This window comes from Sediminibacterium sp. FW305-C-49 (genome assembly GCF_058231085.1).
On record NZ_JBIQXS010000001.1, the window covers coordinates 1034108 to 1049983 of the forward strand.

A 15876-nucleotide genomic window follows, 5' to 3' on the forward strand; every position below is an offset into this window, starting at 1 on the left:
AATTGGACAATTTTCCGCCGCAGTAGTTTAAGAGCGCTGTTGCATTTCTCTTTGTGTAACGGTATTACCGGGTTTTCCGGTGATCCATTTTCTACAGCCTGCGGTTCCGCATTGGCATTGAAAGGGCTCCATGTGTTCGTCCAGGAAACTGGCGTAATCGAGGGTTAGTTCTTCTCCTTTTTGAATAGGTCTGATGGCTTTTACATTCAAACCATCATAAGCAGTGTTGGGTTCGCAACTATGGTTTTGGGGAGCCCATGCTGCGGGATCATTGTCCCAGAGCAAAAATACTTCATTACTCAGGGGATATGCATATCGTCTGAAAATTTCTTTTTCAACATCGTTCCAGTGCTGCTCTACCTGGCGTCGGGTAACAATGCGTTGCGCCCTTTCCTCGCCTTTGAATACCAGTTCATTACACATGATGTTTCGGGTGGCATAAATGCCGTAACCCGCCAGTGCACTGCCTTTGATCGCATAATTTTTTTGCATGCGTAAGTGCCTGGCAATTCCTTCCAGGATCATGTGACGCAAAAAACCGGCCTGTCCTATTCCATCATATTTCAATATATAATCAGCCGATCCTTCATACCCATCCGTATAAAAAACAGAACAGGTAAAATTGATTTCAAGGAAATATAATTCGTTGTTTTCATCCATTCTGAAATCAAGTCTTGCATACCCTACGCCATTGAATCCTTTAAATATTTTTTGTGCTGCCGCTCTTAATGCTTTGCTGATGACCGGATCGGTACAGGGAATATTGGCAGTAGGATGAAGCGATGATGTTTTGAGTTCATAGGTTTTAAACGTATACCCTTCCGGGAAAATAAACTCAACCGGCTGAAAAGTTGTTGATGTATGTCCGTCATCATTCGCCGCAATCAATACCGTGAATTCTCTTCCGGCAATATATTGTTCTACCAGTAACTGTGGGTATTCAGGAAGCAGTGATGCGATTTTTTTCTCCATCTCTTCCCTGTTATTTACCAGTGAGGCGCCATCAATACCGAGGCTGTCGCCGGCTTTGGATGGTTTTACAAATAATGGAAAGTCAGGTATAGTAGTACTATTAATATCCGTTGTTTCATCCACCAGTAAATAAGCCGGTGTTTTTACCCCTTCACAATACGCAAGGTATTTCATCATTTCTTTGGATGGATCATAGAGCTGTGTATTGGGACCCGTGTAAGGAAGTCCCAACAGTTCCAGTGTATAGATCACATCAATGGAAGGTACTTCCCATTCAAGATAACCTTCACAGAGGTTGACAAAAATGTCATAGCCTTTGTGTTGTAATGATTTTATCTGTTTGTAGGTGGTAAGCTTATTCAGAAAAAAATGATCAACAACTGCGCCAGGCAACAAACTACTCAGGTTGCGTGGCGGATCATATTCCTTGTAATCAACATCGGTGGTTGAATAGTCGGGCTGCAATACGGCAATCTTCATTCCTGTTGCCCAGTTGATATCGAAATTGGTTTGCTGCTTTTCCATGGTCCTTTATCTGCCCGCTGAATGTACGACGCTTCTTTGTTCCGTTTGTTTTGTATGACGATGAATGGCTTCACCAATGATTTCCATGATCAGGTTGGCAAAAGATTGCTGGTTTACTTTTAAGATAGCACCGATCGACGTATAATCTTCATCTTCACTCAACCCGCATTGCGCATTCACTTCAAGCACATATAATTTTCCCGTGTGTTTATCCTGTCTGATATCAACCCTTGTATAACCCGTTCCTTTTACCGCAAAAAAAGCTGCGAGACTTAATGCTTTTACTGCATCCTGTATGGATTCATCTGCTTCCCTGTACTCATAAAAATTTTCATTGGCGGGCATTGGTGTTTCTTCTTCATATATTTCCCATAAACGATCGAAAGAAAGAAACTTTTCTTTTTCAGGCAATGACGCATGAAACACCCTTTCTACAGCATTGTAAACTTTACAATACTGTGGCTCCATCCAGGAACCTACTATCATGGTGGTGAATTCGGGTCCTTCAATAAAAGTTTCTGCAATCAATCCATCTGCTGCCAGATCCCAGCCGCGATAACCTTTAAACATAGCTGCCACCTGGGTTTGCAGATCGGCCATATTATCTACCACATTGCGCACACCCACACCCATACTACCTCCCGATATGGATGGTTTGATGATAAGTGGTGTTCCCAATCTTTCAAACAGGTTTTTCTGTATATCGCCTGGTACATGTATAGCTGCCCATGCTGCCGTTGACACAGTTGCTGCATCAAACGCTTTTTTCATGGGTATTTTCGATGTGGTAATGGTATAGAAATAAGCATCGGCACCTGTGTAAATAAGTCCTGATGCATCCAGCATTCTTACCACAGATATACCGGGCGTACCATTGATTTCATCTCCATCACATAAATTCAACACAACAGGCGTAAAAATTCCCTTTTCTTTTTCTTCCAGTATCCTGCCAATCACGGTTGCATAATCCTGTAATGTAACAGGTTGCCATTGCCAGTTGATTTGCAGGTCTGCAAATATTTTTGTGTACTCGGCAATACTTTGTGAAAAGTCGTAGTAATAATCAAGATTGGGGTCATTGGTTTGGAGCGATGGTGCCAGTACCCATACACGGATTTGAGCTATTTGTTCAGGACTTATCTCGTAGGTCTGCATGCGCAATAATAACTATCGGTTTTGAATTTGTAGCAGTATAAATGAAGTGAGACGATATGCATTCAACTGATCCTGTCTCAATGCCGAAGCACCCGTTATGGTTCCCAGGCATTTTGCACTGCCGCAATTACAGGAAAAGGGCGAAGCCATGTTCCATTCAGTAGATGGATAAAAAAATACCAATTCATCATCGGGTTGTATGGAACAGAGGGCGATGAGTTCCATTTTATCTGTATCAAAAAAAACATTCGGGTCGCAACTATGATTGGTGTATTGTAAGCAATCGGGTGATAATGAAATATGTTTATGCAACCCTACCTGTAAAGTAAGATAACTAGGTGTTGTATATGTTTCCTGTGCGTTAAATGAACAAATGATATCTCCAGCATCAAAAAATGCTGCAGCATGTAAGGAATGTTGTCCTGTGGCAGGATTTCTGAACACTTTTGCAAAATCTGTTTTTGCAATTTTGGGTGTTTCAGGTATCACCAGTGGTAAGGGTATCATGGGGCTTCAGGATTAACTCTTTAAAGTACAAATTACTGGTGCATAGCGCCGAAAGCCGCATGGATATTAGTCCACATTTGTATGAGAATTATGCACATAGAGCAGGGCGGCTGAAGAAATAATGTCCAAAGGGCCCCTTCGGGGAATATCGAATGTCCAACACCCAACTTCGAAATTCATTATTGGACATTACACTGTTCCTCTGTTCTTCTCTTCTTCTTGCGCATGTGTGCGGAATCTTTTAATTTGAGGGATAGAAATATTAGTACCGTTAAAATCATCCCAATGTCCAACATTTCTCCTGATACCGCTTTTGACGCATTACAACTATCCCTTCCACCTGCACCAGAACCGCTGGGTGTTTATAAGCCCTGCTTAATTGATGGTAAATACCTCTATCTCTCCGGACATGGTACCTTACAGGACGATGGTAGCTGGATCGTAGGTATTGTGGGTTTGGACATGGATAAAGAAGCCGCCAAACTCGCTGCCCGGCAAGTAGGTTTGGCGATGCTGGCCACCATTAAAAAGCAACTCGGCAGTCTCAATAAAATTAAACGGGTGATTAAAGTATTGGGTATGGTGAATGCTGTTCAGGGTTTTGCAGACCATCCTTATGTCATCAATGGTTGCAGTGAATTATTTGCTTCCATCTGGGGACCCGACAATGGTGTGGGTGTAAGAAGTGCCGTTGGCATGAGTTCTCTCCCCGGTAATATACCTGTTGAAATTGAAGCCATTTTTGAACTACATGACTGAATCATCACTTATGTCGACAAACAAAAATATACCATGGTTTGAACTGAAAAAAAGTGATGAAGTGGATTCACCGGCTTTACTTGTGTATCCGGATCGTGTACAACAAAACATCAATACCGCCATCAGCATGACTGGTGGTCCCGATAGGTTAAGGCCACATATTAAAACACATAAAACAAAAGAAGTAGCGCGCCTGCTCATGCAGGCAGGTATTCGGCAATTCAAATGTGCCACTATTGCAGAAGCAGAATTGTTAGGTATCTGTAAAGCACCGGATGTATTACTCGCCTATCAACCACTCGGCCCCAAACTCGATCGTTTTTTTTCGCTGATACAGCATTATGGTGATACGGTTTATGCATGTCTTACAGATAATATTCCCGCAGCAACCGCTATGGCCATTGCCGCACGTACACACAATATTATATTGAACATTTATATTGACCTGAATGTAGGTATGAACCGAACCGGTATTGCGCCGGAAGATGCGATGGACCTGGTTGATTTCTGTTTGAATGAACCTGCCTTTCATGTAGCCGGTTTACACGCTTATGATGGTCATTTACGCAATCCCGATCCCGAAAAAAGAAAACAGGATTGTGATGATGCTTTTATCCGTGTTACAAACCTGCAAAACAGGATTGCCATTAAATACCCGATTCACTTACCCATTATTGCAGGCGGAAGCCCCAGTTTTCCCATTCATTCGAAGAGAGATGCGGTCTATTGCAGCCCGGGTACTTTTGTGTATTGGGACTATGGTTATGCCAACGCCTTTCCAGAACAACCTTTTATTCATGCGGCACTGGTTATGACCCGTATCATTTCATTACCGGCGTCTGGTATTATTTGTACGGATCTCGGACATAAATCGATCGCTTCAGAGAACCCAATTGACAGGCGCGTATTTTTTTTAAACGCCGATGATCTTGTTCCTGTTTCACAGAGCGAAGAGCATCTTGTATTAAAAGCACCTGCAGATCACCCTTATAAAGTGGGTGATGTATTGTATGGTTTGCCCTATCATATATGTCCAACCTGTGCCCTGTATGAGCGGGCCATTACGGTACAACATCACCAGAAGACAGGTGAATGGATGGTGATTGGACGTGACAGGAAAATCATGTATTGATGCTATTTGTTGTCTGACCGACAGGTGCTTTTGACAGCTGAAAATCAGCCTATTATGTGTATTCCATAAACTTGGCACCCTATTTGCCTTATATATGTACATAAATCTTTGCACCATGAAAAAAAATATTATCGTATTAGGTCTGGTATTGGGCCTGACTTCTGTTCAGTCGTCTGATGCACAGATTCGCGTGAATGCCAATATCAATATTGGTTCACAGCCCCTGTGGGGTCCGGTGGGTTATGATCATGTAGATTATTATTACCTGCCTGATGCAGATGTGTATTATTCTGTACCCGAGCGTCGTTTTATTTATCTTGATGGTGGCAGATGGATGTTTGCCGCTTCATTACCTACCCGCTATGGGAACATCAATTTGTACACGGTTCCAAAAGTTGTAATCAATGAGCCAAGGCCCTATTTAAGAGCCGATGTGTACCGTGTAAAATACAAAGGCTGGAAAGGCCCTAAGCAAATTGTCATCCGCGACAGTGATGATGATCGTTACAGAAATCATCCCGGAAGAGCTGTAGGCCATAGCAAGGGCAATGGAAAGGGTAAGGGAAAAGGTAAAGGATAAGTATTTTTCATCTTTACCAATAACCCTGCGTCATCTCTTTTATCTCTTGTTCTCTGCGGTGATTTTTTACCGCAGAGAACAAGAGATAAAAGAGTTTACGCAGGGATTTTTTATTGTATCACCAGCTTACCACTAATTTCACGTCGGTTGGTTTGTGTGATGGTATACAGATAAATACCTCTTTGCAGCAAAGGCATCTGTACCTGGTTTCTTGTTCCTGCCAAGGATTGTTTTACCAGTAAGCGGCCAAATAAATCATACAAGCGAAATACTTTATTGTCCGGATCTTCTGCTAATACCTGTAGCGAAGCGCCCGGCCTAACAGGATTGGGAAACACATAATATGGTTGCCCCACAAAATGAATCACCTGTTCAGGTTGTGTATAATATGATACACCATTCTTTAGCTGAACCCTCGCACGATATATATTTAATCCTTTATTGGCAGCAGTGGTAACAGTAAACTGTGTAGCCGTTACCGGCGTTATTTCCTGAACGGCCGCATAACCATTCTGTGTAAGTTTTTCAAACACAATTTTCGAAACCTGGTAAGTTGTTCCCAACTGCAGGTTGAGCCTCGCAGCATTGGTACCAACGGGGTCTGCAATAAAACCTCCAATATAACAACCTATTTGCTGTTTGGTATAATCGAATGTATATGCCCGTTTACCCTCTATGTTTCCCGGTAACAAAGCTGCTACTGTGAAAAATTGATAAGGATTATTTTGTTTGAACTGAAGCAGTGAAGTATCCGTCAGAGTAATCAGCGGCTCCAGGTATTTTTGACCTAACCGATATACACGATAGCTGTCTACCCTTGCTTTTTGCCAATAGATCAGAAATGAATCTGCGCAATTCAATCCAGTGTAGATTGGCAGGTTTCTGGATACAACAGCCGTATCACTCACCCAACTATTTTGTGTGGTTTTCAAGCGGAACTGGATAGCAGCCAGTGTATCAGGTTGCTGCCATTGAAAATATTTTTTAGTGATATCAACAGCATTGGCTACTGTTAACCAGCTTCCGTTATTGAGACGATATTCCAAAGTAGCTGTATCTAGAATATTGCTTTCCCAGCGAATGCTGTTTTTTCTGTCGGGGTCTAACTGATCTCCTTTCACCGGATAGGTAAACAAAAAATCAGCAGTAGTATCATACTGCCATGCGATGGCATAATCCTGCACACCTGTAAGTATAGAAAAGCCATTCACTTTTATTTCATAGGTTCCTGAAGCGGGTTGCTCAATTACGATCTGTTCGTTGGTATTCAATGTATCTTTCTTTCTTACAGGAGGTTTGTTGAGTGAGTCTGCGTGTGGGTATGGACTCAATACCCATGGTTGCCATTGTTGTGCAGAGGGTAGATGTTCTACTAAAAGATCTAAATCGTTTACAATTGCTTTGTAAGAATTTGTTTTTGCAGGAGCATCTGTCCAGCTAAGGGTAATCTTGAGGTTCTTAGCACCCGCTGGTACCTGTATGCGATGTGTTCTTTGTTGTTGATCCATCACATAATCCTCTACTACCCTGTTATCGAGTATGGTTTGTACTGCCCTGTAAGCATTTGCCATACCATAACCAGAACGATAATCAATGTGCTGGATACCCACATCGTCGGCGCTGTTGAATAAAACTGCTCTTACTGTTGCTGATAATGGTAGTGCCGCGTGCTTTTGTTTCCAGCTCTGTTGCACCAAGGCGGCAATACCCGAAACAATAGCAGCAGCTCCTGAAGATCCATCTTCACCCAATGCCACCAGTTCGGGTTTAAGGCGGCCATCATAAGCGGGTCCGCGTGAACTCAACAAGGGTACCACACCAAAAGAATCTGCTGCACCCACAGCAATACTGTTTTTCGACATTTTAAAACTACCCGTCAAATTGGCAAAGCCATTGATACCTGCATAGTTGCCTGATACCGTTGTTTGTGTTCCCAGGTTTCCGGCAGAAAATATATGTAGTAAGTTCAAATTTTGCGTATGCATCTGATCATCATACGCTGCAGCATCTGCCCCGTAATAATTTTCAATTCCGGTTCCGTAAGAATGATTTTGAACAGTAATACCCAGTCTCATTAATTCAGACAATTCATCAGGAAGTAGGTTACTGAAATCTGATGAAGTAATAACTGCACCAGGCGCAAACCCTTTACCGGTATAAAAACTATTACCTGCTCCGGCTGCAATGGTGGCCATGGTAGTGGCATGTGTTTCAATACGCGGAGAAGATAAACGGGAAGAAAGGTACCTGCCTGCAAAATCAATATCGGTTGTATCCGGTTTATTTTCTTTGATTGAAATGGTGATACCGTTACCATTGATATTGGGCCATAAACGATGTACAAGATTTCCTTTGTTGGCAGAAAGATCAAAACCAGTGAGTTCTCTTTCTGTATATGCCTGTCTTACCCGGTCAACAAACAATACATCGGTTCTGCTCAGTAACTGTTGCTCAATAAATATCCATGACGCCTTTAGCTGAATAGCCCTCTGGTTATCTGCTATTTTCTCTATTTCCAAAGAAAGATTTCCTTTTACCGATTCGGCGAAAGCTTTTGCATTTTCCAGTTCCACGATCCAGCGCTGTGTTTTTTCTTTTGCTGTTTTATCAACGGGAGGAGAAAAATTTTCTGCAAGTTTCCAGCGGTTATTTGCGTTATACAAACGGCCGCTTTGGGTAAGCAGGTCAAATGCAGAACGATCTGTTAGCTGCACAATGGCAATGGTATCTGAAAGGCTGCGTAGTACTTTAACCGATGCCGGTATTTTACCAATAAAAACAAAATCCTGTTTTTGTTTATGGTAAAATGTTGTTCCAGTGTTCAAAGTTTCAACAAAAGAAGAAATATGAGGGGGAATTTTATCCTGCGCTTTTGCATATAGCAGGGAGCATAGACAACAGCATACTAATAATCTCTTGTGCATAGGAAACCGGAATAATTAAAGATAAGGAAATCATTTATCTGCCTGTTTTCGTAAATCTACAGGAGATCATTATGAGTGTTTGTGAGGGATCTTGAGTTTCATTGCGGTTTTGCAACCGGGTTGCTCAAATTTGCTTTTGTCTGATTCCTACATTTCTTATATTCATGATGAAATCCAATTCATGCTGTAAATCCTTTGCAAAAATCCAAACTAAAACACATGAGAAAAAACATGCGCCTTTCACTGGTTGCCATTGTATTGCTGATGGCAACTGTTTCCTGTCAAAAAGCTGTAGGTCCTGAGCAGGAAATCAAACAAGAAGTTTCACAGGACGTCATCAACAGCGTTAAAGCCCTTGGTTTCTCCACTACTAATATTATTCCTGAAGAAGGAGGTTATATAGTTGAAGGAGATATCTTCATTCCAGAAGCTGATCTCAAACGCTCTCTTAATGGTACTATTTTAAGAGTAGGCGATGTTGAGCAGTACCGAACCACTAACCTGGTTACAGGTTTACCCCGTGTAATTACGGTTGCATTAACCAGCAGAATTGATGCTGCTATCTACGGACCGGTTTTAGATGAAGTGGTTCGTCGTTACAATGCAGAAAACCTGCAGATTACTTTACAACGTGTTAGCTCTGGTGCCAACATTACATTTGATCGCGCCAGTGGAAGTTATCTGGCTTCTGCCGGATTCCCTACATCAAATGGCAACCCTTACAATTCTGTAAAAGTAAATACCCGTGCCATCGGCTCAGGTACTTCCAGCACATTTATCAACTATGCTGCTACCATCTTTGCTCATGAACTGGGGCATTGTATTGGTTTCCGCCATACAGATTATATGAACCGTGCTTATAGTTGTGGCGGTTCTGCCGTAAACGAAGGTGCTTCTACGGTAGGTGCCATTCATATTCCGGGTACACCCACTACAGCAGATCCTAATTCATGGATGCTGGCCTGTATAGGTTCTGGTGTTAACCGTCCATTCAATGCCAATGATAAAACAGCATTGAACTATTTATATTAATACATACCCTGCCTGATTATTCCTAAAAGTGATTTACAGCAAAAGGGCTCCCAATAATGGGAGCCCTTTAATTTATAGGTAATACAGGTTAGTCTATATGTTCTTTGTCTTTATTTCTGCTGTTTCTTCCTACTGCATAATGCGGTTTCAGTTCCTTATAAATCTGGTTGAATTGTTCACTGCCAGACAATGCTGCATTTTTTGAATTATGAAAATAGGCGCGGGTCTGTTTCAGTATTTCATTGCCTAATAACAATTTGGCATCTTCCATTTTGGTTCTTACTTCATCGAGTTCACTGATAAGTTCATTGTACTGTTTGTATAACTGCACATAATTGTTACAGGTATTTACATCCACATAAGATGGAACCGTGGCTGGGTTCTTTCGCATATACAAAACAGCTTTCTCAACAAACTCTTTCTTCTTATCGTTCAGCTTAAACATGCTCCTGCGTTCTGTTGGTTTCAGCTTGATATTCTGTGGCAGCATATTACGCAGGGCCGCAATATGCTGTCTGAACGACATCAGTTCCGATCCTACAAAGCTTCTGAAAGAGGCCATAACAGGTTATTTACCACTATAACGCTGTTATGAAATAGAAAATTGCTTATTGCAGCATAAATTACTCAGGCTTTCCGGTTGATGAGATAAGCCCCGCCTATCAACATAACCACCCCCACTATTTTTTGCCAGTTGATGGGACTCTGGCGAAAACCAAACAACCCAAAATGATCAAAAACCAGGGCAAAAAGAAGCTGACCGGCAATCACCAGTGCAAATACATTGGCCGACCCAATCTGCTGTACCGAATAGATAATAACAGTTACAAAAAAAGCACCCAGCAAACCGCCGCTGAACTTATACCATTCGATCTGTTGCAATTGCTGTGTATTGGGTAATGGCTGACGGGTGAGGGCAATAACAAGCGCCAATGCAATGGTGCCCACCAGAAAAGAAATAAAAGCTGCCACCCACTGGTTGTTCACGGCTACTTTTAATTGACTGTTTACACCTGCTTGTGTGGTGATGGTTAACCCTGCCATTAAAGGCAGTATATAAACAAGGTATTTCATCGGTAATCTGTTGTCAGGATGGTTTACGATTAGGTCGCGACGAACCATATCTTTTGCCGCCACCGGGTCTGCGGTTGGATGAGCCTGAGCGTGGTGCTCTTGGAGCATAGGCGGGTGTTTCACCAAATTCTTCCGGAACATTTCCTTTCGGAACAGGTTCTCCCAAAAGCGATTCTATGGCTGCCATTTTATTTTGCTCTCTTTCACCCACCAGTGTAAATGCTGTACCTGTGCTAGCCGCTCTTGCCGTTCTGCCGATACGGTGTACATAATCTTCACCATCATTGGGTACATCATAGTTGATGACGAGATCAATATCTTCAATATCAATACCCCTGCTGAGAATATCGGTGGCCACCAGGATATTCAGTTTGCGGTTTCTGAAATCCTGTAATACCTGTTCTCTTTTTTGCTGATCGAGATCGGAATGAATTTCTTCCGCCGAAAGTTTGGCTCTTTTTAATTCTGCTGTTAACTGTTTTACATTTTGCTTTTTGGAGCAGAAGACAATTACATTCTGGTATTTCTTCCCACTCAGCATATCTTTTATGATCGGTACTTTCTGTGCTTCATAAACAATGAAAGCTTTCTGCACAATTTTCTCTGGTGGCTTTGAAATAGCAATATTAATTTCAACAGGCTCATGCAGAATTTTTCTTGCCAGCTCCCTCATTTTCTGTGGCATGGTGGCAGAGAAAAGCAGGTTCTGTCTTTCTTTCGGAAGAAAGGAAATGATGCGCATGATATCATCATTAAAACCCATGTCCAGCATCCGGTCTGCCTCATCCAGTACCAGATATTTTAAGCCTTTCAGTTTTACATACCCCATATTGAGGTGTGCAATCATTCTGCCCGGTGTACAAACAACAATATCTACACCTGTTGTTAATGCTTTCTTTTCACTGTTGAATGAATTGCCATCTCCACCACCATACACGGCGATGGAACTTACATCGGTGAAATAAGATAATCCTTCCAGACTCTCGGCAATTTGTATGGCCAGCTCACGTGTGGGCACAATGATCATGGCATTAATATCATTGGCCGCATGTGGTACTGTAAGTAAGCGATGTATGAGTGGAAGCAGGAAGGCGGCCGTTTTACCGGTGCCGGTTTGTGCTGAGGCAATAATGTCTTTCCCTTCGAGAATGGGAACCATCACCTGTTGTTGTACCGGTGTGGCCGTTTCATATCCCATTGCATCAATGCCATCCAGTATTCTATGATCGAGCCCTAAATCTGTAAACTTCAAAATAGTTGAATTAGTAATTTAATCGTTGCTGGTAAAGGTACTATGAAAAAATTGCCTTGAAGAAACATATCTCTCCCACCTGTCTCCTTGCCCCGGATTTAAATCCGGGGCAAGGAGACAGGTGGGAAGAGGGAGAAATGGGTCTTATAGTCGTACTTTAACACCGCCATTGGTTACAAAACCATCCACCGGTGCATATATATCCTTAAACACAGGATTATTGATGGAACCCGAATAAAGAGGACCGAATTTCGTCTGCCTGGTATCGGTAAGGTTTTCAAAATTGATAAAAAGAGAGAATCTTTCCCATGATCTTTCTGCCATCAGACCAAATATCCAGTACGATTTTCCTTTTGTTCCGTCGCTTAACTGCTGCGGACTAAAGAAATACGCTTCCAGACCGATTTTTAGTTTTTCTTCTTTTTCATACATCAGCACATTGTTCAGGCGGTGTCTCGCCGTTAAAGGGAACCAGTTTTTTGTATTGTTATAATGGGTGTTTACATCTGCATAGGTATAACCGATAAAGAGTTTGAGATCGCTGTAACTGAAACGGAGATTGGTTTCCATACCTTTTGTATCGATGTATCCGTTTGCATTCTGAAATACCTGATCGCCCGATCCATTAGCGGTTAATACCAGTGGTTTATTCAACCTTGTATAAAAAAACAACTGGTTGATGGCCACAGACACTTCTCCGATATGTGTTCTGTAGTTGATATCGAAATTGGTACCCACCGATCTTTCATTTACTGTACTGTTTTCATTAATGGGCAGTATTCTTTGAAACTGTACTTTCTCCGACTCTTCATTAAATACTGTCGGGTTTTTGTAACCAAGACCATTGCCCAGTCTTAATGTCAGGCTGGAACTGGGTTTCAGCATAATTGATATCCTTGGTAATAACTCAAAACCATATTGTTTTATATAATCGCCTCTTAACCCGGTTTCAATGGCAAAGACCGAAGAGGGTGTCCAGCTATGCTGTACAAACACACCGGCAGTATTGTAAGAATAGTTACGCAACACATTACTACTTTGTTTGTCTTCGCTGAACCGGTCTGTTATCATATTCGCGCCAATCACCCAGTCTGCTTTTTCCGTTTTGGTACTATAGGTTGCTTCTGAAAATGTTGACTGTTGTAAACCTTTAAAAGCATAGCCGGGTATTTGAATAAACCTGTTAAAACGGCTGTAACTGTTTTTAAAATTGACTTGTGCTTTTTCACTCAATCTATGTGTTAGCTGCCCCTGTGTAGTGAAACGATCGGTATTATTCTGTTCAAAATAACCGGCTGTTCCATTTTTAATATAATCCATACTACCACCGGTTCTGTCTTCGGTTATATAGCTGAGTCCAATATTGGCTGTTGTTTTTTCTCCGTAAAAAAACAGCCTGGGGTTAATGGTATAACGTTCAAATTTTGGAATCGCCGTTAGCCCTGACTTTGCCGGATCGAATGGCATGGCCGTATTGCGTGAACCGAAAACGGTAATTCCCGTTTTTTCAAAACGCTGACTATAAAAACCGCTGAGATCAAGTCCACCAGCTGTTGTTCCGTTCGCCATAAAACTGAGTTCTCGTTTTTCACCCGGTGTTTTGGACACAAGGTTTACCAGACCCGCAATGGCTCCTGCACCATATAAGGTAGATGCAGAACCTTTAATCACTTCTATCTGTCTTAAATCGAGTGGCGCTATCTGCATTAAACTCAATCCCCCCGAAAAGCCGGCATAAAGCGGAAATCCATCTCTTAACACCTGTGTGTATCTTCCGTCCAGACCCTGAATACGGATGCTGGAATTGTAAGAAGTGGCCGATGTTTGCTGTGTCTGTATACCTGTGCTTTCGTTCAGCAACATCCTGATATCACCCGGTTTCATATTCCCTTTTTCGGTAAGCTCTTCTCCCGATATGGTTTCTACCCTGGTAGGAATATCGCTGATGGTTCTGCTGATCCTCGTAGCTGTTACTATCACTTCCTCTTCGTGTTCTTCGGCTTCTTCCAGAAACAATATTGTTTCACTGGTTTGTGGTACACTGATGGATGTTTCCAAGTCTTCCATACCTACATAAGATAGTTTGATCACATAGTTTCCTTCCGGAATATTGTTGAATACCACCTTTCCCAGACTATCTGATACTGTGGTTTTCTTCAATTGGAGGATCGTAACCGTTGCACCCGCCAATGGAGTTTTTTCATGTTTGTCTTTAACCGATAATTGAATCGTATGCTGTGCATGTATACTTGTACATACAAATAACAGCATACACAATGAAAGTATATGTTTCATAGTGCTGTTGAAATGAATAAAAAATAGTGAATGCTGTCTGAGAAACTTAAACAGTTTTCGGAGGTTGTAATAACTGGTCGGTGTAGGCAGCGGAAAGCCAGTCTGTATCTTTTGAATAATGCGCAATGATCACCTGCGATATGACGGGCAACTCCTGTATGATATTGAGTTGTGTAAACCCGGAACAATAACCACATGTAACAAATGGAGAACAGTTTTCTCCCTGTTCATTATCATGCTGTTCTTTTTCTGCCATCATTGTTTCATTACACTCATCCGATTCACAACAGGGTGTAAATACTGCCGTGAGGGTAATGAGTAATAATATGAAAGCAACTGTTTTTTTCATGTAGTGATAACCAATCCGCCAACAATAAAGGTTGTAGGACATTGCAAATGACCTGTTTTTTCCTGTAAATGGATTTACAATTTTTCGTAGAGTTTTCTCAATTTTTCTCTTGTCATGATTTTTTCCCAGTCCTTACCCAGCGCGTTTTCCCAGAGTGGTTTCATGCCAATGGATACATTGATCATGGTATCGAACTGTTCATCGGTTAATCCTTTACAAATACCAGCAGGAATTTCGATCTTGTTTTTCTCAACCATGTATTTGAATTCTTTTACGCCGGCCGGATAATATTCTTCCAGGTGATTCATTACAATACAATTACCAATACCATGTTTGGTTCCCAGCAGATAACTCAAGCCATAACTTACGGCATGTGCCACACCCACCTGCGAATAGGCAATACTCATACCACCTGCATAAGAAGCCATCATCAACTGGTCATCGCTTTCATCGTCCCAATGATCTTTGTCTACAAATACTTTCTGACACAGTTGCAGGGCTTTCTCTCCATAACTTTTACTGAACTCATTCAGGTAGGTGCCCTCCAGGCTTTCAATACAGTGTATATAACAATCCATCCCGGTATAAAAACGCTGGTTTACCGGTGCGTCTTTGGTTAACTCCGGGTCCAGTACAATCTGATCGAACGGTGTAAAATCGCTGTTCATACCCAGTTTACGGGTAGGGCCTGTTAATACGGTTGTTCTGCTTACCTCGGCACCGGTTCCACTGAGTGTGGGAATACCTGCTTTATATACACCGGGAAATTTCACGAGATCCCATCCCTGGTAATCGGCTGATGAGCCGGGATTGGTCATCATAAGCGACACAGCTTTGGCAAGATCCATCGTAGATCCACCCCCAATACCAATAATACCACTTACGGTTCCGAATTGTTCTTTCAAGCTGTTGGCCAGCGCATCTACCTGCGTCGTCTTGGGTTCATAGGTTACATCCGCAAAAATTACCTGGTCTTTACCACGAAGTGGAACCCTTTCTGCCAAAGGCTTTCCTTCAAAAAAATGATCCACCAGAAAAATCATGGGTGCATCGCCTTTTCTCCTGGGTGCCAGTATTTCATCCAACTGGTTAAATGCACCACGACCGAATACCACATAGTCGACCATTTTAAAATTCCGGAAACTCATGACAACTGTTTTAAATAAAGAATACTGCAAACATACTTAGAAGGATTTACTTCAAAAAAATGAAAGACAGAGAGTAAGGCCACAAGAGACTAGTGACAATAGGCAAGTTGGCAGATATTTGCGGGTTTTTTCTTTCCTTTTACAGGATTGACGTATTTTACTGTTTAAAGTT

14 protein-coding genes are annotated in these 15876 nt (G+C 41.9%); 4 read left to right on the plus strand and 10 right to left on the minus strand.

The window, feature by feature from the left end; all coding sequences use genetic code 11:
* Positions 1–27: 27 nt before the first annotated feature.
* From ACH3Z1_RS04305 to ACH3Z1_RS04315, 3 genes are read right to left on the minus strand one after another with little or no spacing between them, the layout of a single operon-like run.
* Positions 28–1497, minus strand: coding sequence for an SET domain-containing protein-lysine N-methyltransferase (locus ACH3Z1_RS04305; RefSeq protein WP_490820623.1), 1470 nt, complete (start codon positions 1495–1497; stop codon positions 28–30).
* Positions 1498–1503: 6 nt separating this feature from the next.
* Positions 1504–2652: a D-alanine--D-alanine ligase family protein gene (locus tag ACH3Z1_RS04310; protein ID WP_490820624.1), complete on the minus strand. Its 1149-nt coding sequence runs from the start codon at positions 2650–2652 to the stop codon at positions 1504–1506.
* A gap of 12 nt (positions 2653–2664) precedes the next feature.
* Positions 2665–3159, minus strand: a complete 495-nt coding sequence (locus ACH3Z1_RS04315) for an SET domain-containing protein-lysine N-methyltransferase (protein WP_490820625.1) — start codon at positions 3157–3159, stop codon at positions 2665–2667.
* Positions 3160–3444: 285 nt separating this feature from the next.
* On the opposite strand from ACH3Z1_RS04315, the gene ACH3Z1_RS04320 reads away from it, so the two are divergent.
* The 3 genes from ACH3Z1_RS04320 (at position 3445) to ACH3Z1_RS04330 (ending at position 5630) form a co-directional block, all read left to right on the plus strand.
* Entirely contained in the window at positions 3445–3918 is a 474-nt protein-coding gene (locus ACH3Z1_RS04320; protein ID WP_490820626.1) for a RidA family protein, read from the plus strand.
* Positions 3919–3928: 10 nt separating this feature from the next.
* Entirely contained in the window at positions 3929–5050 is a 1122-nt protein-coding gene (locus ACH3Z1_RS04325; protein ID WP_490820627.1) for a D-TA family PLP-dependent enzyme, read from the plus strand.
* Positions 5051–5165: 115 nt separating this feature from the next.
* Positions 5166–5630, plus strand: coding sequence for a hypothetical protein (locus ACH3Z1_RS04330; RefSeq protein WP_490820628.1), 465 nt, complete (start codon positions 5166–5168; stop codon positions 5628–5630).
* Between the two features lie 110 nt (positions 5631–5740).
* On the opposite strand, the gene ACH3Z1_RS04335 is transcribed toward ACH3Z1_RS04330, so the two are convergent.
* Complete coding sequence (locus ACH3Z1_RS04335; protein WP_490820629.1) at positions 5741–8455, minus strand: S8 family serine peptidase; 2715 nt, start codon at positions 8453–8455, stop codon at positions 5741–5743.
* Positions 8456–8773: 318 nt separating this feature from the next.
* Between ACH3Z1_RS04335 and ACH3Z1_RS04340 the strand changes: the two genes are divergently transcribed.
* Positions 8774–9586, plus strand: a complete 813-nt coding sequence (locus ACH3Z1_RS04340) for a M57 family metalloprotease (RefSeq protein ID WP_490820630.1) — start codon at positions 8774–8776, stop codon at positions 9584–9586.
* A gap of 88 nt (positions 9587–9674) precedes the next feature.
* Here the strand turns inward: ACH3Z1_RS04340 and ACH3Z1_RS04345 are convergent, their stop codons facing one another.
* The 6 genes from ACH3Z1_RS04345 to ACH3Z1_RS04370 all read right to left on the minus strand — a co-directional run bounded on the left by ACH3Z1_RS04345 (position 9675) and on the right by ACH3Z1_RS04370 (position 15704).
* On the minus strand, positions 9675–10148 hold the full coding sequence (locus tag ACH3Z1_RS04345) for a hypothetical protein (protein ID WP_490820631.1): 474 nt from the start codon (positions 10146–10148) through the stop codon (positions 9675–9677).
* A gap of 65 nt (positions 10149–10213) precedes the next feature.
* A complete protein-coding gene (locus ACH3Z1_RS04350) occupies positions 10214–10660 on the minus strand; it encodes a DMT family transporter (protein ID WP_490820632.1) in 447 nt (148 codons plus the stop codon).
* A gap of 13 nt (positions 10661–10673) precedes the next feature.
* Positions 10674–11912, minus strand: a complete 1239-nt coding sequence (locus ACH3Z1_RS04355; protein ID WP_490820633.1) for a DEAD/DEAH box helicase — start codon at positions 11910–11912, stop codon at positions 10674–10676.
* 144 nt (positions 11913–12056) lie between these two features.
* A complete protein-coding gene (locus tag ACH3Z1_RS04360) occupies positions 12057–14207 on the minus strand; it encodes a TonB-dependent receptor (protein WP_490820634.1) in 2151 nt (716 codons plus the stop codon).
* A 46-nt stretch (positions 14208–14253) separates the two neighbouring features.
* Complete coding sequence (locus ACH3Z1_RS04365) at positions 14254–14556, minus strand: hypothetical protein (protein WP_490820635.1); 303 nt, start codon at positions 14554–14556, stop codon at positions 14254–14256.
* A 74-nt stretch (positions 14557–14630) separates the two neighbouring features.
* A complete protein-coding gene (locus ACH3Z1_RS04370; RefSeq protein WP_490820636.1) occupies positions 14631–15704 on the minus strand; it encodes an iron-containing alcohol dehydrogenase family protein in 1074 nt (357 codons plus the stop codon).
* Between the last annotated feature and the right edge of the window lie 172 nt (positions 15705–15876).